The sequence below is a fragment of the Serratia montpellierensis genome, assembly GCF_020858655.1.
GTDB classification, from domain to species: Bacteria; Pseudomonadota; Gammaproteobacteria; order Enterobacterales; family Enterobacteriaceae; genus Serratia; species Serratia montpellierensis.
Genome location: NZ_VOSN01000015.1, coordinates 229,676 through 253,284 on the forward strand (window position 1 = coordinate 229,676; position 23,609 = coordinate 253,284).

24 protein-coding genes are annotated in these 23,609 nt (G+C 58.6%); 19 read left to right on the top strand and 5 right to left on the bottom strand.

What is annotated here, in order from left to right:
- The first annotated feature begins 153 nt into the window (after positions 1-153).
- Positions 154-861 carry a tetratricopeptide repeat protein gene (locus FUU19_RS17780; protein WP_230490989.1) on the top strand — a complete coding sequence of 236 codons (708 nt, stop codon included), beginning with the start codon at positions 154-156 and terminating at the stop codon, positions 859-861.
- A 27-nt stretch (positions 862-888) separates the two neighbouring features.
- Here the strand turns inward: FUU19_RS17780 and FUU19_RS17785 are convergent, their stop codons facing one another.
- Complete coding sequence (locus FUU19_RS17785; RefSeq protein ID WP_063990723.1) at positions 889-1,536, bottom strand: DsbA family protein; 648 nt, start codon at positions 1,534-1,536, stop codon at positions 889-891.
- Positions 1,537-1,604: 68 nt separating this feature from the next.
- Positions 1,605-2,489 (bottom strand): MBL fold metallo-hydrolase, encoded by an 885-nt coding sequence (locus FUU19_RS17790; RefSeq protein ID WP_041036524.1) that lies wholly within the window; start codon positions 2,487-2,489, stop codon positions 1,605-1,607.
- Positions 2,490-2,597: 108 nt separating this feature from the next.
- On the opposite strand from FUU19_RS17790, the gene FUU19_RS17795 reads away from it, so the two are divergent.
- Entirely contained in the window at positions 2,598-3,506 is a 909-nt protein-coding gene (locus FUU19_RS17795; RefSeq protein WP_230490990.1) for a LysR family transcriptional regulator, read from the top strand.
- Positions 3,507-3,533: 27 nt separating this feature from the next.
- Here FUU19_RS17795 and FUU19_RS17800 read toward each other — a convergent pair whose 3' ends face one another.
- Positions 3,534-4,457, bottom strand: coding sequence for a LysR family transcriptional regulator (locus FUU19_RS17800; protein WP_202670354.1), 924 nt, complete (start codon positions 4,455-4,457; stop codon positions 3,534-3,536).
- Between the two features lie 133 nt (positions 4,458-4,590).
- Here FUU19_RS17800 and lysA point away from each other — a divergent pair, with 133 nt between their 5' ends.
- From lysA to FUU19_RS17870, 14 genes are all read left to right on the top strand, one after another.
- Positions 4,591-5,853, top strand: coding sequence for a diaminopimelate decarboxylase (gene lysA / locus FUU19_RS17805; protein ID WP_230490991.1), 1,263 nt, complete (start codon positions 4,591-4,593; stop codon positions 5,851-5,853).
- A 432-nt stretch (positions 5,854-6,285) separates the two neighbouring features.
- Entirely contained in the window at positions 6,286-7,686 is a 1,401-nt protein-coding gene (locus FUU19_RS17810; RefSeq protein WP_197834303.1) for a coproporphyrinogen-III oxidase family protein, read from the top strand.
- Positions 7,687-7,711: 25 nt separating this feature from the next.
- Positions 7,712-8,437: an SRPBCC family protein gene (locus FUU19_RS17815; protein ID WP_202670352.1), complete on the top strand. Its 726-nt coding sequence runs from the start codon at positions 7,712-7,714 to the stop codon at positions 8,435-8,437.
- The gene (locus tag FUU19_RS17820) at positions 8,430-8,870 is read left to right on the top strand and encodes a hypothetical protein (protein ID WP_141966895.1); all 441 of its coding nucleotides are present in this window, start codon (positions 8,430-8,432) and stop codon (positions 8,868-8,870) included. Before FUU19_RS17815 ends, FUU19_RS17820 begins: the two co-directional genes overlap by 8 nt.
- Before the next feature lie 29 nt (positions 8,871-8,899).
- Entirely contained in the window at positions 8,900-9,781 is an 882-nt protein-coding gene (locus FUU19_RS17825; protein ID WP_230490992.1) for a hypothetical protein, read from the top strand.
- Positions 9,778-10,515 carry a cyclase family protein gene (locus FUU19_RS17830; protein WP_141960090.1) on the top strand — a complete coding sequence of 246 codons (738 nt, stop codon included), beginning with the start codon at positions 9,778-9,780 and terminating at the stop codon, positions 10,513-10,515. The genes FUU19_RS17825 and FUU19_RS17830 overlap by 4 nt, the downstream gene beginning before the upstream one ends.
- Positions 10,512-11,660, top strand: coding sequence for a beta-ketoacyl-[acyl-carrier-protein] synthase family protein (locus FUU19_RS17835; RefSeq protein ID WP_230490993.1), 1,149 nt, complete (start codon positions 10,512-10,514; stop codon positions 11,658-11,660). The genes FUU19_RS17830 and FUU19_RS17835 overlap by 4 nt, the downstream gene beginning before the upstream one ends.
- Positions 11,653-12,306, top strand: a complete 654-nt coding sequence (locus FUU19_RS17840) for a hypothetical protein (protein ID WP_141966901.1) — start codon at positions 11,653-11,655, stop codon at positions 12,304-12,306. The genes FUU19_RS17835 and FUU19_RS17840 overlap by 8 nt, the downstream gene beginning before the upstream one ends.
- Positions 12,293-12,760 (top strand): SRPBCC family protein, encoded by a 468-nt coding sequence (locus tag FUU19_RS17845; protein ID WP_141960084.1) that lies wholly within the window; start codon positions 12,293-12,295, stop codon positions 12,758-12,760. The genes FUU19_RS17840 and FUU19_RS17845 overlap by 14 nt, the downstream gene beginning before the upstream one ends.
- Complete coding sequence (locus tag FUU19_RS17850) at positions 12,757-13,173, top strand: EVE domain-containing protein (protein WP_141960082.1); 417 nt, start codon at positions 12,757-12,759, stop codon at positions 13,171-13,173. The genes FUU19_RS17845 and FUU19_RS17850 overlap by 4 nt, the downstream gene beginning before the upstream one ends.
- Entirely contained in the window at positions 13,170-13,547 is a 378-nt protein-coding gene (locus FUU19_RS17855) for a hypothetical protein (protein WP_185742263.1), read from the top strand. The genes FUU19_RS17850 and FUU19_RS17855 overlap by 4 nt, the downstream gene beginning before the upstream one ends.
- Positions 13,548-13,556: 9 nt before the next feature.
- Positions 13,557-14,729, top strand: coding sequence for an MFS transporter (locus FUU19_RS17860; RefSeq protein ID WP_230490995.1), 1,173 nt, complete (start codon positions 13,557-13,559; stop codon positions 14,727-14,729).
- Between the two features lie 35 nt (positions 14,730-14,764).
- Positions 14,765-15,211 (top strand): SRPBCC family protein, encoded by a 447-nt coding sequence (locus tag FUU19_RS17865; RefSeq protein WP_230490996.1) that lies wholly within the window; start codon positions 14,765-14,767, stop codon positions 15,209-15,211.
- 39 nt (positions 15,212-15,250) lie between these two features.
- Positions 15,251-15,691: a MarR family winged helix-turn-helix transcriptional regulator gene (locus FUU19_RS17870; RefSeq protein ID WP_141960075.1), complete on the top strand. Its 441-nt coding sequence runs from the start codon at positions 15,251-15,253 to the stop codon at positions 15,689-15,691.
- Here FUU19_RS17870 and FUU19_RS17875 read toward each other — a convergent pair.
- Positions 15,676-16,416: a 4'-phosphopantetheinyl transferase family protein gene (locus FUU19_RS17875; RefSeq protein WP_230491021.1), complete on the bottom strand. Its 741-nt coding sequence runs from the start codon at positions 16,414-16,416 to the stop codon at positions 15,676-15,678. The genes FUU19_RS17870 and FUU19_RS17875 overlap by 16 nt on opposite strands.
- Before the next feature lie 16 nt (positions 16,417-16,432).
- Positions 16,433-17,446 carry an HTH-type transcriptional regulator GalR gene (gene galR / locus FUU19_RS17880; protein ID WP_141966907.1) on the bottom strand — a complete coding sequence of 338 codons (1,014 nt, stop codon included), beginning with the start codon at positions 17,444-17,446 and terminating at the stop codon, positions 16,433-16,435.
- Between the two features lie 220 nt (positions 17,447-17,666).
- On the opposite strand from galR, the gene FUU19_RS17885 reads away from it, so the two are divergent.
- The 3 genes from FUU19_RS17885 (at position 17,667) to lplT (ending at position 23,608) form a co-directional block, all read left to right on the top strand.
- Positions 17,667-19,925, top strand: a complete 2,259-nt coding sequence (locus FUU19_RS17885) for a molybdopterin guanine dinucleotide-containing S/N-oxide reductase (protein WP_230490997.1) — start codon at positions 17,667-17,669, stop codon at positions 19,923-19,925.
- A 345-nt stretch (positions 19,926-20,270) separates the two neighbouring features.
- Positions 20,271-22,424, top strand: a complete 2,154-nt coding sequence (gene aas, locus FUU19_RS17890) for a bifunctional acyl-ACP--phospholipid O-acyltransferase/long-chain-fatty-acid--ACP ligase (protein WP_141966917.1) — start codon at positions 20,271-20,273, stop codon at positions 22,422-22,424.
- Positions 22,424-23,608: a lysophospholipid transporter LplT gene (gene lplT / locus FUU19_RS17895; protein WP_197791397.1), complete on the top strand. Its 1,185-nt coding sequence runs from the start codon at positions 22,424-22,426 to the stop codon at positions 23,606-23,608. Before aas ends, lplT begins: the two co-directional genes overlap by 1 nt.
- Position 23,609 lies beyond the last annotated feature (1 nt).

Here is a 23,609-nt window from a genome sequence, read left to right on the forward strand (position 1 = left end):
AAACAAACCGTGACTGTAAGCAGTTTTAACTCCGCTAACCATTTGAAATAAAGCGGCTGAATCGCCGACAGCGTGCAGCTGGGCGCAATTGCGGCATACACTCCGCCCGCGGGCGGTTATACTGGCGCCGAATTTTTGCAGAAAGGATAAACGATGAAGGCTTGGTTTCCTCTGTTGCTGACCTGCGGCGTCTTCGCCAGCGCCCGGGCCTGGGCGCACATTGACGAGCCGGACATCGCCGCCGACTGCCAAAAGGTGGCGAGCTACGCCGAACTGGGAAAAAAGGCCTATCAGCGGCAGGATTACGCCAAAGCTGCCGACATCTTTCGCGATCAGGCGGCCTGGAGCGAGTTTTGCGGCCTGAGTGAACAGGCCGTTGCTACGGCCTACAACAACGTGGCGCTGTCGTTGATGCACGCCGGCGAATTGCTCAAGGCGCAGGCCTATCTGGCGCTGGCGCCGCACGATGACAAATCGCAGCACAACATGAGCCTGTTGCGCCAACGGCTGGCGCAGTGGCCACAGCCGCAGGGGCCGGGCGGCGTGTACTGGCAATACGCCGGGCGCGGCGTGTGGAGCGAAGTGGTGGTGAAGCCGCAGGGCGAGCGCTGGCTGATCGATTTCTCCGGCTACGCCATGCCGCAGATGGGGCTGTATTACGGCCCGAACATGGGCGACTTCTCCGCCGAGCTGCCAATTGAGCACGGCAAGGCCGTCTACCATCAGCATGACTCGGAAAGCGCGCAGGTCTGCGACGTTACGCTGGAGTTTGGCGAGCAAGCGCTGGAGATGCACACGCGGGGGGATTGTGGGTTCGGTCACAACGTGCGGGCGGAAGGGCGGTTCGTACGGGTCGAATGACCCGCCCCGACAGCCGGGGCGAGGGGGTTACGCCAGCGCGGCGGCGCCCAGCAGGTTTTTCCAGGCTTCCACGTTACCCAGATAGTTGCCGGCCGGCAGCAGATGCAGGCGGCCTTCGCTGTCCTGCAGCGCAAAGGTCGGGAACCCCTGGCCTTGCACTTTGGCCAGCAGCGCCCGGCTTTCCGCGATGTGTTGCGCGGTCGGCGCGCCGCTGTTGAAGCGCATTTCGGCGATAAACGCCGCCGAAGGCAACCCCAACTCTTTCGCCAACGCTTCCAGCACCGGCGTGTCGGCGATGCGCCGGCCTTCTTGATAGTGTGCCTGCTGAATGCGGTGCAGCATGTCCAGCCCGCGTCCCGCCAGTTTCTCCGCCGCCAGGATAGCGGTGATCGGCGGTTCGGAATCCATCACTGCCGTGGTGTCGCGCAGCAGTCCGTTGAAATAGGCTTCGCCGAAAGGCTGGCCCGTCATCTCGGCGATGCGTTTGTCGTGCGGAATGACGTAGTTGCGCCATTCGTCGGTGATTTGGCGGCGGTTGTTACCGGTCATCATGCCGCCGGCGTGCGGCACCACCTTCAGCCCGGGGAGGCTCTGAGCCGCTTTCACCAGCGGCGCGGCGCCGTAGCACCAGCCGCACAGCGGATCGAAAATATAATGCAGAGTGGTTTCGGTCATTTTTACTCCTCGCTTGGCGCGCGGCAGTTCACCGCGGCGCCAGGGCTGGTTCAATCACGCACGGGCGCTTATTGCGGCCACTTCATCTCGCCTTTCAGCACTTTCGCGCTCAGTTCCAGGCTCGACTCGTCTTTCAGCGTCGGGTAGTGTTTTTTCATCGCTTCAATCAGCGCGGCGGAATCCTTGGCTTTCGGCAGCTCGGCTTCCAGCGTGGTCAGGTATTTTTGGGTAAAGTGCACCGATGCCAGCGTTTGCGCTGCGCCCGGCAGGAAGTGGCCCGGCACGACGACCTGTGGCTTCAGTGCTTCGATGTTTTTCAGCGTCTGCTGCCAGTGCTGGCGCGATTCTACGCTCTGGTTGTCGGCGATCCACGGATGGATGTTGTCACCGGCGACCGCGACACCGCCCACGACCGCTTTCAGCGCCGGGATCCATACGAAGGTGCGATCCGGGGTCGGGCCGTTCAGGCCTTTCACTTCCACTTTCTGGCCGTCGATGGTGAAGCTGTCGCCCTGCAGCGGCTGCGGCACGATCACGGTTTTCGGCGCGTTGTCTTTCAGGATCGGGCCCCAGTAGGCAACTTTACCGTCTTTGGTCGCATTGATGTCTTTGATGGTGCCAGGCGAAGCGATGATTTTCGCCTCCGGGAAGGCCGCCTTGATCACGTCCAGACCGAAATAGAAATCCGGGTCTGAGTGGCTGATATAAACGGTGGTCAGCTTCTTGCCGGTCGCCTTGATCTTTTTCACCAACTCTTCAGCATCGTTACGCTGGAACTGAGCGTCGATCAGTGCCACTTCGTGTTTGCCGCTGATGATTTCGGAAGACACCGGGAACACGCTTTTCTCGCCCGGGTTATACACCTCCATGGTCAGAGTGTCGGCTGCGGTGGCGTAGGTGCTCAGAGTGGCGACGCCGGTGAAGGCCAGAGTTAACAGTGATTTTTTAAACATGGGCAGAGGTCCTTAGGTATCAGTTAATGTTGTAATGATGTTAGGTTGCATAAAGCGATAGAAAAACCGGATAATAAGCAATTATTCGTTGCATAAATCGGACTAATCATGGATCGCATTACCGCCGCTGAGGTTTTTGTCACCATCGTCGATCGCGGCAGCATGATCGCCGCCGCGGAAACGCTGGAGATGTCGCGTGCGATGGTGACGCGCTATCTGGCGCAGATGGAGCAATGGGCCGGGGCACGTTTACTGCATCGCACTACCCGTAAGCTTAGTCTGACCGACGCCGGTGAGCGTACTTTGGAGCGCTGCCGACAAATGCTGGCGCTGGCGGGGGAGATCGATCTGGTGGAGGAAGGGCAGAGCGACGAGCTGCGCGGCCTGCTGCGCATCACCTGTTCGCAGTCGCTCGGGCAAACGGCGCTGGTGGGGGCCGTCGCTCAGTATCTGAAGCGTCACCCGCAGGTGGCGGTCGATCTGCAGATGAACAACCGGGCGGTGAATCTGGTGGAAGAGCGCATCGATCTGGCGCTGCGCATCACCAACGAGCTGGATCCCAACCTGATCGCCCGGCCGCTGTCCACCTGCGCATCGGTGGTGTGTGCCGCGCCGGCGTATCTGGCGGCGCACGGCACGCCGCGCCAGCCGCAGGATCTGGCGTTGCACAACTGCCTGACTTATTCCTATTTCGGCAAAAGCCTGTGGCACTTTGACGCTCAGGGGGTGAAATCGGCGGTGGCGGTCAGCGGCAACCTGAGCGCCAACGAGTCGGTGGTGCTGATGGCCGGCACGGTGCAGGGGGCGGGCATTTCCATGCAACCCTATTATTCGGCGGCGCCGCTGCTGGCCAGCGGCGAACTGGTTGAGTTGCTGCCGGGTTATCGGCCGCAGTCGATGGGCATCTACGGCATCTATACCTCGCGTCGCCAGATGCCCGCCACCTTGCGCACCATGCTGGACTTTCTGGTGGAGTGGTTCGCCAGCGATCCGCTGTGGCAGGCGACGCTGCGCTGAGGCTTCGGCAACATTCCCACGCCGTTTTCACCGCTTGACGGCGGCGGCCAGGCGAGCGGAGAAGAGTGCAGCTTGTTGATGCAAATGGTCGATAAAGGCCGTCACCAGCGCCGACGAAGGGCGGTGCAGCGGCCGGATAAGGCTGACGGTGAACGGCACGTCGATGCTGAATGGCCGCACCTGTACGCCGCTGCCGGCATAGTCGAGCGCGGTCAGCGGGTTAACGATCGACACCCCCACGCCGGCTCTCACCATGGCGCACACCGACGCCGCGCTGTGCGTTTCCATCACCATGCGGCGCTCGACGCCCTGTTCGCCGAACAGCGCATCCAGCAGGTGGCGATAGCTGTCGGTGCTCGACAGGCTGATAAAGTTCTGCCCGGCGAAGTCCTGCGGCGTCAGCCGATCTTTCACCAGCAGCGGGTGGCCCGTCGGCAGCACGCACACTTCGTTCAACGTCATCAGCGTCACCCGCTCGGTGCCCGCCGGCGTCAGGGTGGTTTCCGTCAGCCCGAGATCGTGGCGCTGGGCAGACAGCCACTCTTCCAGCAGCGGCGACTCTTGCGGGATGACGCTGAAGCTGACTTCCGGGTAACGTTCGATAAAGGGCCGGCACACCGCCGGCAGCAGCGATTGGGAAAATACCGGCAGGCACACGATCGACAGCTGCGCCTGCTGAAACTGGCGGATACCGGCGGCGGCGTTGACGATGCGATCGAGGCCGTAATAGGAACGCTGCACCTCTTCGAACAACCGCAGGCCTTGCACCGTGGGGGACAAGCGACCGCGCACCCGGTCGAACAGCTGCAGCCGGATCAGCTTCTCGAAGCGCGCCAGCTCACGGCTGACGGTCGGTTGCGAGGTTTGCAGCAGGGCTGCCGCCTCGGTCAGGTTGCCGGTGGTCATCACCGCCCGAAAGATTTCGATCTGCCGCAAAGAGATGCTGTGCATGGCAAGGCTGCTCGACTGGAAAGAAAGCCATATCATAAATGAATAGACTACGGCTAAATAGATATTTTTCACCCGATTTAGCGTACGGCACTATGGCTCTATCTGCCGTCATTTTCGAATTGGGAATATCGCCATGCCTCGCTCGTTGCACGACACCTCCACCGCGTTGAATGCCGCTAACCTGCTGGCCTTGCCGCAGCGTTTCGGTTGCCCGGTCTGGGCCTATGATGCGAACATCATCAGCCAGCGCATCGCTCAACTGCGCCACTTCGACACTATCCGTTTCGCACAGAAGGCCTGTTCGAATATTCATATTTTGCGTTTGATGCGCGAGCAGGGCGTAAAGGTGGATTCGGTGTCGCTGGGTGAGATCGAGCGGGCGCTGCAGGCCGGTTTTCAACCGGGCGGCGAGCCGAGTGAGATCGTGTTTACCGCAGACGTGTTGGATCATGCCACGCTGGCGCGCGTCAGCGAATTGAAGATCCCGGTCAACGCCGGTTCCATCGACATGCTGGATCAGCTCGGCCAGGTTTCCGCAGGGCATCCGGTGTGGCTGCGCATTAACCCGGGGTTTGGCCACGGCCACAGCCAGAAAACCAACACCGGCGGCGAGAACAGCAAGCACGGCATCTGGTATGCCGACCTGCCGCAGGCGGTGGAGAAGATCCGCCGCTACGGCCTAAAACTGATCGGCGTACACATGCATATCGGTTCCGGCGTCGATTATCAGCATCTGGAGCGGGTCTGCGATGCGATGGTGCAGCAGGTGATCGATCTCGGTCATGACATCAGCGCCATTTCCGCCGGCGGTGGCCTGTCTATTCCCTATCAGTACGGCGAAGAGGCGATCGATACCGAACACTATTTCGGTTTGTGGAACCGGGCGCGTGAACGCATCGCCGCGCATCTGGGGCATCCGGTACCGCTGGAGATCGAACCCGGGCGTTTCCTGATGGCGGAAGCGGGCGTCTTGGTGGCCGAGGTGCGAGCGGTAAAAGACATGGGCAGCCGCCACTTTGTGCTGGTGGATGCCGGTTTTAACGATCTGATGCGTCCGGCAATGTATGGCAGCTATCATCATATTTCGCTGTTGCCGGCCGATGGGCGAGATACTTCGGGGCAAGCGCTGCGCGAAACGGTGATCGCCGGGCCGCTGTGTGAATCCGGCGACGTGTTCACCCAGCAGGCGGGCGGCGGCGTGGAAACCCGCGAACTGCCGCCGGTCCAGATCGGCGATTATCTGGTGTTCCACGACACCGGCGCCTACGGCGCGTCGATGTCCTCCAACTACAACAGCCGTCCGCTGTTGCCGGAGGTGCTGTTCGAAAACGGCGAACCTCGCCTGATCCGCCGCCGCCAAACCATCGAAGAACTGATCGCGCTGGAGCTTATCTGAGAATCGGGCGGGCGTGCTGCGCCCGCTTTACAACGTCATGCGGCGGTGCTGGTCGGTTAGGTAATTGCACCTTTAGCGACAGCGTGTCGCCTACGGGATTGCCAGGTTTCATCATAGAGTTATCTCTCTTCATCGACGCCTTCTTGGCATAGATAAATATATTTCGCTATCTATATATTAACCAATGCTTCGTTAAGCATTGGTTAATTATTTCATACCGATTAAACTTTGGCTTTCTTTATGTTTTTTTATCATTAACAAATGCAATCAATCTGTTTGTTTTTCGAACTCCTTGGTTTTTGTTGAGTGATGAGATTAATAAAACGTTAAATTGGTATCGAAATGGTAAAAGAATTTACTTGATTTTTGTTTTGGCGGATATATTCTTCATACCACAAAAAAGTTAGCCTAAAACAATATGGAGTAAGAGCAATGTACAAAAATCGCTGCTATATGCCATTCATTCTGTACCCACCCGATATGTATGATGTCTCAGATGGCGAGTCTGAGAATAATCTTATTAAATCGCTGTCGCTTGAAAGCGATGGGACTGATTTTGTTATGTATCTTTCAGTCCCTTATTGCCGAGTGTGTTGTAAAGCGTGCCCATACTTTGTTGACCTGCTGCCGATGAATAAAGGAAAGTCGCAAGATTTATTGGACCGCTATGTTGACGCTTTGGTTCTGGATTTGAAGCGCCATGCCGCAACACGTCGCTGGGGCAATGCGCGGTTGAGAGGGGTATACATCGGAGGCGGAACTGGTTCTCTGTTGGAAATTACCCATCTCGATAAAATTCTCACAACGTTAACTCGATACTTTAATTTGGCGAAGGACTGTGAAATTACCCTGGAAGGGAATGCTAAGGATTTCACCAAAGAGAAAGCGGTTTATATTGCTGATTCGATTATTAATCGGATTTCTCTGGGGGCTCAATCTTTCCAACCTGAAGTATTACGCACCGTCGGTTCACCGCATAAAGCGCAGCAGACGATTGACTCCATCCGCATGTTGCAAGATGCCGGATTAGAACATATCCAACTCGATATGATGTATAACATGCCGGGGCATACGCTAGCGCATTGGGAAAAAGATTTTAAAGTACTCCATGAATTGGGTATTAAACATCTGACGACCTATTTGTATCGCATTACTCCGGGCACGCGGCAAGAAGCGTTGATTAAATCCGGCAAGGTGGCGCCTGTCGCCGATGCGGAAAGCGTGTTGGTCAAGGATATGCAAGCGATGATCGGCCAGTTCGCCGCGGAGGCGGGTATGCGCAACTATATGCACGAACACTACGCGCTGCCGGGTTTTGAATCCAAATACAATCACTGGACGATGAAGGAGTGTGTCGACGCGTTGGGAATCGGCCCAGGGGCATACAGCTTTATAAACCAGCGGCGTACTGGGATTTCGAAGAGCGTGGATCGCTATATCGACGCCGTGCAGAATGGGGACAGCACCTTCACTACTGCCAGCATTCAGCTTACGCCACAGCTAAGTCGTCAGCGTTATATGATTTTCAATCTGCTGTACTATCGAATTGATAAGGCGCATTACCGCAAGGCGTGGGGAACGGAATGCCGGGAGGATTTCAACGCGATTATTAACGGCCTTATTCTGGATGGCTTCATGCAGGATAATGGGGCGGAGCTCTTGCTTACGCTAAAAGGGAAGTCATGGTTGCAAAATATCATGTTGGAATTCTTCGACGATAGCATGTGGGAAAATTCTCAGGCCTTGAGGCAACAGCAAAGCTCTTGGGCTATGAATAATCACATGATCGATATTAGTGCTGCAAAGAAAAGTTTCTGGTTAGACAAAATATAATTAACTGCTCAGGGATTAACTTATCATGTTGCATGATTGTGGTGTTCGGCGTGCCGCTTTGGACGTTACTAATACATTATTTGAATTAGGCGTTATAGACTCTAATAATGACAGTGTGGAAATGGAACAGGATATTCGTCAGGGGCTTGGTTTGGATAGCCAAGAGTTAATGACCCTGGTGGAGATTGTTTCTTCGTTAGGGCTTTCCGCGGCTCCGTTGGATGAGGATAATGTCACAACGCTTGCCGACTTGGTTAACTATCTTGCCGCACATCGGGATCGCTGGCTGCATACCGATGTTCCATTCGTATTGCAAGGCAGCACGATTATATCCCAGGATATAGAGACGGTTTTTTCTTATATTCGGGATTATCGGAAGTGGCCGGAGATGTTGGCGCACGTCACTAAAATTGAAGAAGATATGGATGATGGGCGGCTGCAAAGTTTCATTATGCATATTGAGGAGCTGGGCACCAAACAAGATTACTTTGTTAAGTCCTGGCGTTATGTCAATGACGAGCATCGGATCATCGATTTTTCCCAACCGTTGCCGCCCAAAGGATTCCGCAGCCACAAGGGCGGCTGGCGCTTCCAACCACTTGCCGATGGACGTACCCGTTTAATCAGTTATCACGGTTTCTCACTGCATGACGATACTCAGGCGGATGAAGCCATTATTTTGATTAGAAAGCACATTCATGCCGCGCTGAGCACGTGGGCGCGCCTTGGCAACGGTGAGTGCAATGTCTGAGCTTTGTCTCAATCTGCTGACCAAACAGCGGGTGCGGCACGGCGTTGAACCGCTGGCGCTCATCTGGTCGCTGGATCATTGGCTCGGCAGCCTGGAGCGGGTTTGCGGCATTCAACGGATTGAAGAAAGCGCTGTCAGGCAGCGCTTTATCCTGCATTTCGATGCTGACAGACCTGAGGCGGACCGGGTCGAGGTGGAACGAACACGTACGGATTCTCGGATATCCGTGATTCACCTCATTCCACCACCGGGTATTCAGGCGCTGTCGGCCGATTGGTGGACGGAAGCGGAGCACCCGGGGATTTTGTTCGTCTGCCGGCGCATGCTGATAGATGAAGCGGCGTATACCCCCACGATGGCGCGCAAGATGTTTGGTTTGCTGCGGGAAAATGTCGGCAAATTGATGGAGCGCCCGTCATGCGACAGCGAATAGCAATTGTAGGGGGCGGAGTGACTGCCGGCATGGCCGCGCGCTTGCTCGCCCCTTTGGGCGAAACGACGTTGATTCAGCCGGGAACCCCTCACGCGAGCGGCATGCCTGAAATTGTGCCGCGTCGGCCATTTTTCAGCGCGCTGGGGGAACGCGGGGAAGATGAATGGGTTGCCGCAATGGCACCGTCTCTCACCGAGGTGAGTTGGCGTAAGGGAGCCCGCGTGCGCACAGTTCGGTTGGCCTCTACCGAGGATTTCTTGGTTTACGACAAAACGCGATTGGCGAGGTTACTGCTTGATGGCGCATCGGTGGCGCGCCGGATAACCGGAGAGGTCGGTGAGATCGCCGAATTGCAGGGGTTTGACCGGGTCTTCGATTGTCGCGGAGCCAGAGCGGTGAAAAACGATCCAGCTTATCAGCATCAGGTGGTTCATCCCGCGCGCACGGCTTGCCGTTATCTCGTCGTTTCTGTCTCACCTAAAGATCATGACGGCGTCATGAGGTTTTGGGCGGAAACGGCGCCTGGTGGCAACAGGCGCACTTTCTTTCGGGTGCCGGTGGGTAAAGGGCGTGTATCGTTGGGGTGCTCTTGTTTCCCGGATGACTTGCTGTCCGATGACGAACTGCATGCGGCGTTAGAACAGCAAGAAGGCGCAAGGGTGTCACCTGAGGCCGTGCTGTTTAGCGGCGCTGCTGTTCCACAACCACTCGTCATGCATTGCCGCATTCCGCATGTCACCCCGTTGGGCGACGCCGGCGCAACCCCGTGTCCGTTGACTGAATATGGCGTGTTGAAAGCGTTTTCGCAGATTATGGCTTTGGCCGGCGGCGAGTCGCTGCCGGAGGCTGCGCTGCGCCGTACCCCGAATGAAGAAGTCGATCCGCATTTACCGCAGGAGCTGTTTTCATGAAACCTTTCACCTGTATTTCCACGGCGCTCTATCCCGGTAACGGTGAACCTATCTCGATTCAGGTTGATACGTTGGATCACGTTGCCGGCGTAGCTCATCTGTGCCGTGGCTTCGACATCACACCGGAAGATTGGCCGGATGGCTACGGTATTTCTAATGAGATCGTCACGCTTTCGACCCATCAGGGCACGCATATTGATGCGCCACTGCATTACTCGCCAGATGGCTTCGACATCGCGGCGGCAGATATTGATAACTTTATGGGCCAGGCCGTTATTTTCACCGATCGCATCTCTTCGGGGCATGAAGTTGAGCTCGACTGGCGAGAGTATCTGGCGCGTCTCGACCGGTACGCAGGGCAGGCGCGTGCGGTCTTTTTCATTACCGGCGCTTACGAACGCTATGGCGAATCAAGTTATTTCACCGAGTTCAAAGGTGTGCCGGCCCCCTATGTCGAGGCGGCATTGGATCGGGGATACACCCTGATTGGCACCGATGCGTTCAGTCTCGATCCCCCTTTCGCGGTGATGTCGCGCGAATTTGTCGCGACTCGGGATCGTTCGGTCTTATGGCCTGCGCATGTGCTGGGCCGCCAACGCCCGTATTTCCAGATTGAGCGGCTGGCAAACCTCAAGGATTTTGAGGCGGCCCGGTTGGTCGAATTTATCGCATTACCCATCAAACTGCACTGCGGCGCCGCTTGGGCGCGCGCCGTTGCAAGGATTATAGAATGAGCAAGCTGTACATCACCAATGCGGCCGCGCTAAGCCCGCTCGGCGGCAGTTTAAATGAGATTTGGCGGCAGATCTTGCAAGGTACCGTCGCCTACGGCCATGCGCGCTTACCCGGCCGGCGCGATTTTTTTGTCGCCGAAACGGTGCCAGGCAGTGGTTCTGACATCGTCGCCTACGCTTCGTTGTTTAAAGAGGCGATCCGCCGCCTCGTCGAGCAACTGGAAATTGACGCGCCTGTTGATGCCATCTTCTTCGCCAGCGCAGTTGGCAATCTGGCTGAGGTGGAAAACGATATTTACGCCGACCGGCCGGTTTCTCTTGAGCAGTTGGATTTTTCCTCGATGGAGACGGTATTTGCGGAAACGGCAGCCTATGGTGCCGGGACAAAGTTCGTCTGCGTTCCTACCGGATGCTGCGCGGGATTGCAGGCGATCGGCTTGGCGAAAACCACCATGCCTCGTCTTGGTCTGAAGCGGGCCCTCATCATGTCACTGGATTTCGGCTTGACGCCACTGGCACTGGAGGCGTTCAACAAAATCAATGCGACGCGCACTTATGACTCCGCCATGTCGGGTAGCCCGTCACGCCCATTCTGCCATGACAGGGACGGTTTTTTATTTGCCGATGGCGGCGGCGCGATCTTGGTGACGACAGAGGAACCGACGCCGTCTGTACCGCATATTGCCGGCTATGGCTGCGTATCAAGCGCATACCATATGACCGATATTGCAACCGACGGCAGTTCCATTCGTCAGAGCATTGAACGGGCGATATGGGACGCCGACATCACGGGCGCGGCGCTCGACCATGTGAATCTGCACGCTTCAGGAACCCAGCAAAACGATCAGGCTGAATACCAAGCCCTTGTCGATGTCATTGGCCCAAATCTGCCGCCGATCACCGCTTTTAAAGGGAATCATGGCCATGCGTTAGGTGGCGCCAATATGATCGAGATCGCTTTGGCCTGGAAGATGATGACCACCGGCCTATTGCCTCCCACGGCGGAATCGCTGCCGGTTGATGCCTACGAAGCCGTTCCTCCGCGTGAGCAGGCGGTTTCCGCCACGATGGCCTCGCTGCTGAAAACGGCCAGCGGCTTTTCGGGTATTCACGCCGCAATGATTATGGAGAACGGCAATGTCTGAGACTTTTAGCTGTGTGCTGCATCACGATGTTGTCGAACTGAGCGAGAGCGCCACTGGAACGGTAACGCATGTTGCGCGAAAGGATTTCGAGGCCCTGATCCCTCGGCGGCAGCGGGGTAAGCTGCCCGCCGCGACGCGCATGGCCGGCGGGGTTTGGCAACACTATCGCCTTGACCAGCGTTTGGCTAGGTTGGATGCCGATCCGAAAGAGACGCCGCTGTTGATCCTCAACCGCTACGCCAATTGGGACTATGTGGCCGACATGATGTGCGACGACGTAGCCGTCACGCTGGAAAGCGTTAACAGCTATGTCGCCACCGCGTGGTTCCCCGCGAGCCTGCAGGGGTATCTGACGATAGAACATGGCAATCGCGCCGAAGCACTCACGTTGGCGACTAAAGACATCGATATGCAGGCCGCCGCGATTGATGGTCTGTTCCTGCGTGACTTGCAGAACAACAAGATCGGAGCGGTCGTGGTGGGGACTTTTGAAGCGATACCTGAAAAAGTCGGTCGTCATGACATTGTCCAGGGCAAACCGGCCGTTTTCGGCGCGTTCAGCATTTTCTCTTCCCAAGACAGTGAAACCGCGATTGTCGCGGCCTTAACCACTCATCAGGAGCTTTATCATCATGACAACCGCTAACGGCAACGCATTCATTTTCAACCACTCCGTCGAAATTCCCGTAACCGCAGCCCCCCATGTGTGGGCCGCCTGGAACGAATTGGCGAATTGGCACCGCTGGGATGCTTCATTGCGGGGGACTGATGCGGCGGAGAATGGCCTGGTTTTAGGAAAACGCTTCGCGGTGCTACCGAACGGGGGCCCTGGCGCGATCGCGGTTAATGTGACCGCATTGGTTGAGGGTTCGCATTTCACTACGACGGCCAATAGCCCGATGGGATTGCTCTCTTTCGGCCATACGCTGACCCTGAGTGAGGATCGGCAAAGCGTTCAGTTGCTCCATTCAATCTGCGCTATTCCGGGGGAGAACGGGAGCGCATTGCCGCCACCCCTGTTGCAAAAATTGCGCGCCGATGTCATTGACAGCGTGCAGCGTCTCGCTGCTTTCGCCGTCCAGGAGGAGCCGCTGGCATGAAACATTGGATTGCCGTTATATCGCAGGCTCACGCTCGTATTGCCGCTGAGTCGGGATTTCTGCAAGTCTGCCATGGCAAGGCCGGGCCGCTGCGGAAAACCCGCTCCGGCGACGAGGTGTTTATTTATTGCCCCCGCAGCGAGATGGGGGGCGGGGACGTGTTGAAAACCGTCGAGTTTCACTGTGTTTTCCAAAACGACGACGTGTATCAGGTGGAACAGTTTCCCGGTTTCACCCCACACCGTAAAGACGTTGTTTTCAATAGACACTTTCAGCCAGTGGTGCTGAAAGAGGTCGCGGGACTGGAATTCACCGCAGATTCTCACTGGGGAATGTTGGCGCGTCGCGGATTTTTCGAGATCGGCCCTCATGATGCCGCCTTGCTGAGAAAGGCGATGCAGGGGGACAAATGACGGCTTCTTCATCCATCGTTGTGGTGTTCGATCAGCTCACTCGGGAGGATTTTTTTCGCCGTCTGGAGTGGCCGGCTTTAGTGCGTGCTTGGTCAAAAACCATCGCCTGGCATCCCCTCTCCGCTCACAAAGTGCTGCTGGAGTTGGCCGGACTGGACGGCATTGATCGCCTGACGATTACCCGTCGGCGGCGTGGCGATCGCATTTTCATCGGTGCGCGCGACAGTAAGGGCGTGCTGCTGCAATCCGGCGTTTGGGAATATGAGCGCGAAAGCGGGTTGTGCGTGTGCTATCGCCGCGTTTATCGGCCTGAACTGGTCACGGTCTTGCGGGAGCGCCTGGCTGATTTTGTGTGTGCAACCTTTATGAAGTGAGAACGTCCGATGTCAAAAAACGCCATTTCAGCCGTGATGATGACGGTGCTTGCCGCCACGGCATTTTCTGCAGGCCTGTCCGAATTTATCGTCATTGGTCTGTTGGGACAAATGGCCGGTGAGCTGGATGCGCCACTGTCGCAGATGGGATTGCTGGTCACCGCCTATGCGGCAGGAATTGCGCTTGGCGCACCGTTGCTGACGCGAATGACGCTATCTTTACACGCGCGTTCTCTGGCCGTTGGCTTGATGTTGCTTTTTGCCGTCGTGAGCGCCGCTTCGGCGATGGCGTCCAGCCTGGCTTCTTTGTTGGCGTTACGTATTGTCGCCGGTGCGATACATGGGGTCTATTTCAGCATCGCCTCCGCCAGTTTATCGATGATCTTCGACGAGCGGCGTGCGCCGATAGCCATCGCTTTGATGTTTTCCGGTCTGACGCTGGCGATGGTGCTGGGCGTCCCCTTAGGGATGCTGGCGACGGCGGATTATGGTTGGCAGGCGCCGTTCCAGGCGATAGCGGTGGTGGCATGTGTAAGCGGCGGTTTGTTGCAGTTCGTTTTGCCGGAAAGTTTTGGGCCGGCGCTGCCGGTACCCCGAGGTAGCGCGCTGCTGCGAAGCACGCTGTTCAATCCGGCGTTAATCCGACCGTACTGTTTCACCGTATTGGCATTTGGCGGCGGTTTTGTCTTTTTCTCGTATGTCGAACCTTGGCTTGCTCATGTGGCCGCATTGGATGTCGGCTCGGTCGCGCTCGTTCTGGCGATGGTCGGAGGCGGCTCTTTAGTGGGCAACATCCTTGGGGGCATACTGCCGGGTCAGCTCGGTTTGCAGAGGGCGCTGATTATCGCCGTGTTGCTGCAGTGTGTCGGGTTGGCCGGGCTCTTTTGGAGCGCCGGCTCATTCAACCCCATCGTTTTCTTATTGCCCTGGAGTTTTGGCGCGTTCGCGACGGCACCAATGGTGCAGACCTGGGCGATTGTCGAGGCGGAGCAAGCCAATGCGCGTTTATCGGCTAGCTTTAATGTTTCGGCGTTTAATCTTGGGCTCGCTCTCAGTTCTTTTATCGCCACACGCCAGGTGGCGCTGAACGGCATGGCATATCTACCGGTGACGGCTGCGCTGATGGTTGCATTGGCGCTGCCATTCTGTTTTCTCCGTACGCGCGGCGTGCCGGCGAAATGAGGCTTTTTTAACGTTTAACAGCAAGGAGTATGGATATGTTCACATGGACTTACAGCGAAAAAGTGGCAACCCGGGCAACGCCGGAGCAGATCTGGGCGATGTGGCAAGACGCCGCCTCTTGGCCCTGTTGGGACAGTGAGTTGGAGTGGGTGAGGTTGGAAGGAGAGTTCATTGTTGGCACCGTTGGCCGGATGAAACCCACCAGCGGCCCGGAGGTGAAATTCCTCCTCAGCGATATTGTGCCTCTGCGATCTTTCTCTGATGTGGCGCAGTTACCCCTGACGCGCCTGGCGTTCGATCATGAGTATATTTCCCCTCAGGGGAAGGACGAGACAGCGCAAATCTGCCACTCGGTGACCATGTCGGGCCTGTTGGCTCCCGTGTTTGGGCGTCTGATTGGCGGGAAGATAAAAACCCATTTGCGGCAGGCGATGCAGGAACTGAGTCAGCGGGCGTTAACCGAGGATAAGACATTGAGGTAAACTCTCCCTCTAATTTTAAGATTTAAAGGGAGATAAGACATGATGACCGAAGATGATGCAAGGCCGACATTCTCACACCGTTCGCCGATGGAAAGCCCTGGTTTCAGATTCTGGCAAACGTTCTTGCAGTGGCAAAGGCAGATTGATATTGCCCTGGCTCCCTATCATCTGACGCAGCAGAGCTTCAGCATTCTGGCGGTGATTGGCTGGTTGTCAAAGCAGAATTATCAGGCGACGCAGGATGGCACGGTCAGGCAAAAAATGATCGTTGAAAAATCCGGTGTGCAGAAGATGCAGATCTCTCTGTTATTACGCAAGTTGGAACAGGGGCAGCTGATCACGGTGCAGCCTTTTTTACTGGATCGGCGAGAGCGGTTGATAACCTTGACGCCGCACGGATTGCGAACGTTGAAAGAGGCTGTGCCGTTGGTGGAAAAGGAAGACAAGCGGTTTTTAGCCAAAGTTCATATTGAAGACTGACATAACCAGGTCAGCATGAAATCGTTCATCTGAGCATAGCTGAGTTCGAAACATTGGCCGCTGTCCAAACCGGGGCCTAAATTTCGGGTCAGCTTGAGAGACAGAACGCCGTGCTGCGGTGGGGCCGGGGCTTCTGCGGCAGCATAGCCTGGGTTGACGTTCATTTTACTGCAAAGGGCTTTGAACAGCGTTTCCTTCGCGGAGAACAGCACGGTTGCGCCGAGCTGTTGCTGCGAAGCCGCCAGGTCATGCAGCCAGCGTTGCTCTGCCTGTGTCGCCACCCGGTTGATGACCGATTGCAGAGCGATCGGTGTTAACCGGCGTTCGATATCCACCCCCGTGTATGCCCCTTCCGGCCCCGCCAGCAGTAAAATATTGTCTGACGAATGCGAGAGTGAGCCGCTGACGCCGCTCGGCAAGTGCGGTGCGCCGGATGGCATTCGGCCTGGCGGTGTCTGTAGGCCGAATGCCAGCATCATCAGGTTTCGCCCAGCCCAATATTCTGCCTGGCGCTTGATCGGCCTCTTTTCTAATCCGGCGAGACGCAACGCCTCTTGCGTTTGAGCCGGGCGAAAGGAAAAGCGTCGCGGATCATACCGCGCATGCCACATGACGAGCTCAGGTGCCGGTTCGGCGTATCGAACCGTGCGGAGGATCGAACCGTCCTGAAGCGGTGTTTCGAACCAAAACAGCGTTTCTGCGGAGGAACGGCCGTCGGTTTCCATCACGTTTAATCGCCTGCTAGTCGTGCGCGTTGTTGAGGGTGGCGACCGAGTGGCGGCGCACCAGCGTCGGGCTGAACATGTTGGTGATTTCCGGCAGCGGCTGCCGGTTGGCCAGCGCCAGGGCCAGCTCTGCCGCCTGGGTTGCCATCGCTACAATAGGGTAGCGAATAGTGGTCAGGCGCGGCCGCAGGTAGCGCGAAATCAGCACATCGTCGAAACCGATCAGCGAAATTTCCCCCGGCACATCGACGCTGTTGTCGCTCAGCACCGACAGCGCGCCGGCGGCCATTGGATCGTTGTAGCAGGTAATGGCGGAGAACGAACGGCCGCGGCCGAGCAATTCGGTCATCGCCTGTTCGCCGCCGATCTCGTCCGGTTCGCCGTAGGCGATCAGCTTTTCATCCACCGCAATGCCGTGCTCCTGCAGCGCGTCGAGATAGCCTTGCAGCCGGTCGGTGGCGTCGGAAATCTGGTGGGTGGAGCAGATGATGGCGATGCGCTGATGCCCTTGCTGGATCAGATGACGGGTCGCCAGCCAGGCGCCGTAGCGATCGTCGAGCGCCACGCAGCGCGTTTCAAAACCCGGCAGCGTGCGGTTGATCAGCACCATGCCCGGGATCTGTTGCATCCAGCCGCAAAGCTCCTGATCGCTCAGCCTTTTGGCGTGCACCACCAGCGCTTCGCAGCGATGCCGCACCAGTTGTTCAATCGCCTGGCGCTCTTTTTCCGCGTCGTGGTAACCGTTGCCAATCAGCAGAAAATTGTGGGTGGCGTAGGCTACCTGCTCGACCGCTTTGACCATCGCGCCGAAGAAGGGATCGGAAACGTCGGAGACGATCAGGCCCAGCGTCTCGGTGGATTGCTGCGCCAGCGCCCGAGCGTTGGCGTTAGGGTGATACTGCAGTTGTTCCATGGCGGCCAGCACCGCGGTGCGCGACCCTTCGCTGGCCTTGGGGGAATGGTTTATCACGCGGGATACCGTGGCCACGGAAACACCCGCCAGCCTGGCAACATCCTTTATCGTAGCCATATCAGTCAACACATCCTGGGTAATCGCTTACATCCCCCAGTTTTGCGGAAAACCACCGGGGCTGCAAGCGGTCTCGTGCGCAACTTGTGGTGGCCGTTGCAGAATCTCTTCGAGTCTGCGCGCATAACCACCGGCTGCCGAACGATAGCGCAATTTGTACGTTGGCACTGGCGACGGGCTGAGGTAACGTCTGTGCACTCCGATTTGCGCCGAGAATGCCATGTCCATTAAACGCTATCCGCAGCTCGCCCATTGGGGCGCTTATACCGCCGTGGTTGAAGACGGCCGGCTTATCCGCTGTGAACCCTTCGCCGACGATCCCGATCCTTCGCCGCTGCTCGATTCCATCGTCCCGATGGTTTACTCCGACAAACGCATCCGCAAGCCGGCGGTGCGCCGCTCGTGGCTGCAAAAGCGCGAGGGCAGCGACCGTACGCTGCGCGGCAGGGAAGATTTCGTCGAGGTGGACTGGGAGCTGGCGCTCGATTTGGTGGCGCAAGAGAATCGCCGGGTGCGCGATCGCTACGGTCCCTCCGGGCTGTTTACCGGCTCTTATGGCTGGTCGTCGGCCGGGCGTTTGCATCATGCGCGCTCGCTGGTGCGGCGGTTCTATTTCAGCGGCGGCGGCGGGGTCGACCAGCAGGGCAACTACAGCTGGGGCGCGGCGCAGTTTTTCCTGCCGTATGTGATCGGCACTTTCTCGCCGTTGACCGGGCGCGTTACCAGCTGGCCGAGCGTGGTGGAGCATTGCGAGCTGTTTGTGGCGTTTGGCGGGCTGGCGCTGAAAAACGCCCAGGTCTCTTCCGGCGGCGCGGCGGAACATGCGCTCAAGCCCTGGCTGCAAAAGTTGGCGCGCAAGGGCACGCCGGTTGTCAACATCAGCCCGATGCGCGACGACTGCCCCGAGTTCGTCAACGCGGAATGGATCCCGATCCGGCCGAATACCGACGTGGCGCTGATGCTGGCGTTGGCTTACGAAATCCAGCGGCTTGGCGCGCAGGATGAAGCCTTCCTGCACAGCCACTGCGTGGGCTATCAACCGCTGGCGGATTACCTGAACGGCGTGAGCGACGGCGTGGCGAAAACCCCCGGCTGGGCCAGCGCCATTACCGGTATTCCAGCGGCGCGCATTGCGCTGCTGGCGCGGCAACTGATCGGCGTGCGCAGTTTCATCACCTGTTCTTACTCCGTGCAGCGCGCACATCGGGGGGAACAACCGTATTGGATGATGATCGCGCTGTCGGCGATGCTGGGCCAGGTGGGGCTGCCGGGCGGCGGCTTCTCGTTCGGCCACGGCTCGATGAACGGCGTCGGCAACCCGCGCGTGGACACCCCCGCGCCGACCATGCCGGTAGGGGAAAACCCGGCCGGGCTGGCTATTCCGGTGGCGCGCATCTGCGACATGCTGCTGCACCCCGGCGAAGCCTATCAGTTTTGCGGCGAGACGCGGCAATACCCGGATATCCATCTGGTGCACTGGGCCGGCGGCAACCCATTCCATCACCATCAGCAGCTGAACCGGCTGGTAGAAGGCTGGCAGAAGCCGGATACGGTGATCGTCCAAGATATCTGGTGGACGGCGGCGGCCAAAATGGCGGATATCGTGTTGCCGGTCACCAGTTCGCTGGAGCGCAACGACATCGGCGGCTCCTCGCGCGATCGCTATGTGCTGGCGATGCATCAGGCGATTGCGCCGCAGCATCAGGCGCGCAACGATTTCGATATCTTCGCCGATCTGGCGGAACGCCTGGGCTATCGCGAACGCTTTACCGAAAACCGCGACGAGCGAGCCTGGATCGAAGAGATCTATCGGCAATGCGGCGCAGCGCAGCAGCGCGCCGGCGTCGCCTGGCCCGAGTTTGAGGATTTTTGGCGCCGGGGCTATGTCGAGCTGCCCGCGCCGGCCAAGGCGTTCGTCTTTTTTGACGCGTTCCGCGCCGATCCGCAGGCTAATCCGCTGCAGACGCCCAGCGGCAAGATCGAGCTGTTCAGCGAGCGGATCGCCGGTTATCGCTACGAGGATTTCGCGCCGCATCCGCAGTGGCGGCCGCCGGTGGAGTGGCTGGGCGCGCCGCAGGCCAAAACCTGGCCGCTGCATCTGATCTCCATCCAACCGAGCGATCGCCTGCACAGCCAGATGGATCCGGCGCCGCTGGCGCAGGGCAATAAGACTGCCGGCCGCGAAACCCTGTATATGCATCCGGAAGACGCGGCGCAGCGCGGCGTGGCGGACGGCGCCGAAGTGCTGGTCAGCAATGCGCGCGGCAGCTGCCTGGCGGGGGCGTCCCTCACCGACGGCGTGACGCGCGGCGTGGTGCTGATGGCGACCGGCGCCTGGTTCGAGCCGGGTTACGACGCGCAGCGCCGGCCGGTCGAGCAGGCGGGCAACCCGAATGTGCTGACGTTGGATATCGGCACCTCGCCGCTGACGCAGGGGCCGAACGCCATGAGTTGCCTGGTCGAGGTCAGCGCGCGATGAGTGAAGATTTCACGTCTGGGTGACTGTCTCTCCGTTGTTATATTTATTTTTTCGCCGCTGCGGGAAGGTTTAAGTTTCATTGAGTTATTACAGCAGATCGCGGGAAATTTACAGCTGGTTGCATTTGGAGCAGAACTCTTGCGATTCGTCGGTAGTTTCCTGCACGGCATCTCTCTAGAGTAGGTGATCCCAGAGGTATTGATTGGTGAGAAATCAGCATACTCTGTATGTTGAAGCCATTTTCAATTGCACCAACCTACGCGGATGCGTAGGTTTTTTTTTGCCTGCCATATAGTATTCTTTTCCCTACAACGATTTACGCCTCCATGGCCAAGGGAGAAGGGCATGATCTTTTCACTGCTGCGCACGCTGTTTCGCCTGCTGTTTCGGGTTCGGGTCGAAGGGGACGTCCAGCACTTCGAACGGCAAAAACTGCTTATTACGCCGAACCACGTCTCTTTCCTCGACGGCGTGCTGTTGGCGCTGTTCCTGCCGATAAAACCGGTGTTTGCGGTTTACGCCAGCATCGGCGAGAGCTGGTTTATGCGCTGGCTGCGGCCTTACATCGATTTTGTCTCGCTCGATCCTACCAAGCCGATGGCCATCAAGCAGCTGGTGCGGATGGTCGAACAGGGGCGGCCGATCGTGGTGTTCCCTGAAGGGCGCATCACCGTGACCGGCGCGCTGATGAAAATCTACGACGGCGCGGCGTTTATCGCCGCCAAATCGGGCGCTACCGTGGTACCGGTGCGGATCGACGGGCCTGAATTCAGCCCGTTCGGGCGTATGGCCGGGATATTCAAAATCCGCTGGTTCCCGCGAATCAGCATTCGCATCTTGCCGCCGACCACGCTGCCGATGCCGGAAGCGCCGCGCGCGCGCGATCGTCGGGCGTTGGCGGGCGATCGGCTGATGCAGATCATGATGCGGGCGCGGATGGATACGCGTGAACCGCAGACCCTGTTCCATGCCTTGCTGGCGGCGCAGCACCGCTACGGGCGCCGCAAGCCCTGTATCGAAGACATCGCTTTCAAAGAAGACAGTTACCAGACGCTGATCAAGAAATCGCTGGGCGTCAGCCGCATTCTGCAGCGCTTTACCGCCGAAGGGGAACACGTCGGGCTGCTGTTGCCGAACGCCACCATCACCGCGGCGGCGATCTTCGGCGCTTCGCTGCGTAACCGCATCCCGGCGATGCTCAACTACACCGCCGGCGCCAATGGCCTGAACAGCGCGATGACTGCCGCCGGCATCAAGACCATCGTCACTTCGCGCCAGTTCCTGGAAAAGGGCAAGCTGACCCACCTGCCGGAGCAGGTGACGCAGGCCAACTGGGTGTATCTGGAAGATTTGAAAGATACCGTCACGCTGGCGGATAAGCTGTGGATTTTACGGCACTTGCTGCAGCCGCAGCGTGCGGCGTTGCCGCAACGCCCGGAGGACGCGGCGCTGATCCTGTTTACTTCCGGTTCTGAAGGCCACCCCAAGGGCGTGGTGCATTCGCACGCCAGCCTGCTGGCCAACGTAGAACAAATTCGTACCATCGCCGATTTCACGCCGCGCGACCGCTTCATGTCGTCGCTGCCGCTGTTCCACTCGTTCGGCCTGACGGTGGGGCTGCTTACGCCGCTGATCACCGGTAGCCGCATTTTCCTCTACCCCAGCCCACTGCACTATCGCGTGGTGCCGGAGCTGGTGTATGACCGCAACTGCACGGTGCTGTTCGGCACGGCGACCTTCCTCAACAACTATGCGCGCTTCGCGCATCCATATGATTTTGCCCGCCTGCGCTACGTGGTGGCGGGCGCAGAGAAACTGGCGGACAGCACCAAACAGATCTATCAGGATAAATACGGCATCCGCATTCTGGAAGGCTATGGCGTGACCGAGTGCGCGCCGGTGGTTTCCATTAATGTGCCGCTGGCGACCAAGGTGGGCACCGTCGGCCGCATCATGCCGCAGATGGAGGCGCGCCTGATCGCGGTGCCGGGCATCGATAACGGCGGCCGCCTGCAGCTGAAGGGGCCGAATATCATGAAAGGCTATCTGCGGGTTGAGCGCCCCGGCGAACTGGAGCCGCCGGCGGCGGAAGATGCGAACGGCGTGCTGCAGCCGGGCTGGTATGACACCGGCGATATCGTCAGCCTGGATGAACAGGGCTACTGCACCATTCGCGGGCGCGTGAAGCGCTTCGCCAAGCTGGCGGGCGAGATGGTGTCGCTGGAGAGCGTCGAATTGCTGGCGCAGCGGCTGTCGCCGGAAAAACTGCATGCCGCCACCGCCAAAAGCGACAGCAGTAAAGGCGAGGCGCTGGTGCTGTTTACCACCGATCCTGCCATCACCCGCGAAGCATTGCTGCGGGTGGCGCGTGAGCTGGGCAGCCCGGAGCTGGCGGTGCCGCGCGATATTCGCCTGTTGAAAACGCTGCCGGTGCTCGGCAGCGGTAAACCCGATTTCGTCACCCTGCGTCAAATGGCCGAACAGCCGGAGAGTGCCTGATGAATCCTTCGACCGAATCCCCTTTGTTGTCACGCGGCATGATCGCCGTCATCAGCGCGCAGTTCCTCTCGGCGTTCGGCGACAATGCGTTGCTGTTCGCCACGCTGGCGTTGATCAAGCAGCAGCTGTATCCGGACTGGAGCCAGCCGATCCTGCAGATGGCCTTTGTCGCCACCTACATCATTCTGGCACCGTTCGTCGGCCAGGTGGCCGACAGCTTTGCCAAAGGGCGGGTGATGATGTTCGCCAACGTCCTGAAGCTGGCGGGGGCGTTGGTGATCTGCTTTGGGTTCAACCCGTTTCTCGGTTACAGCCTGGTCGGCGTCGGGGCCGCCGCGTATTCACCGGCCAAATACGGCATTCTGGGCGAGATCACCAGCGGCGAGAAGCTGGTCAAGGCTAACGGCCTGATCGAGGCCTCGACCATCGCCGCCATTCTGACCGGTTCGGTGGCCGGCGGTATTCTGGCAGACTGGCATGTAGTGGCGGCGCTGGCGGCCTGCGCTTTGGTTTACGCGGGGGCGGTGGTCGCCAACCTGTATATACCGCGTTTGGCGGCGGCGCGCCCGGGGGCCTCCTGGCGCCCGCGGGCCATGACGAACAGCTTCTTTACCGCCTGCGTCACGTTATGGCGCGATGGGCAGACGCGTTTCTCCTTGATCGGCACCAGCCTGTTCTGGGGGGCCGGCGTGACGCTGCGTTTTCTGCTGGTGCTGTGGGTGCCGGTGGCGCTCGGCATCGCCGATAACGCCACGCCGACGCTGCTGAATGCCATGGTGGCCGTCGGTATCGTGGTGGGGGCCGGTGCCGCCGCGCGCTTCGTCACGCTGAAGACGGTAAAACGCTGCATGCCGGCCGGGATCCTGATCGGCGTCGCGGTCGCGGTGTTCGCGCTGCAAACCACCATGCTCAATGCCTATGTCTTGTTGGCAATCATCGGCATGCTGGGGGGCTTCTTCGTGGTGCCGCTCAATGCGTTGCTGCAGGAGCGGGGCAAGCATTCGGTCGGCGCCGGCAATGCGATCGCGGTGCAAAACCTGGGTGAAAACGCCGCCATGTTGCTGATGCTGGCGCTGTATTCGCTGGTGGTGAAACTGGGCGTGCCGGTAGTGGGTGTCGGCGTAGGGTTTGGCGTGGTGTTTGCGCTGGCGATTAGCGCGCTGTGGTGGTCGCAGCGGCGGTAAA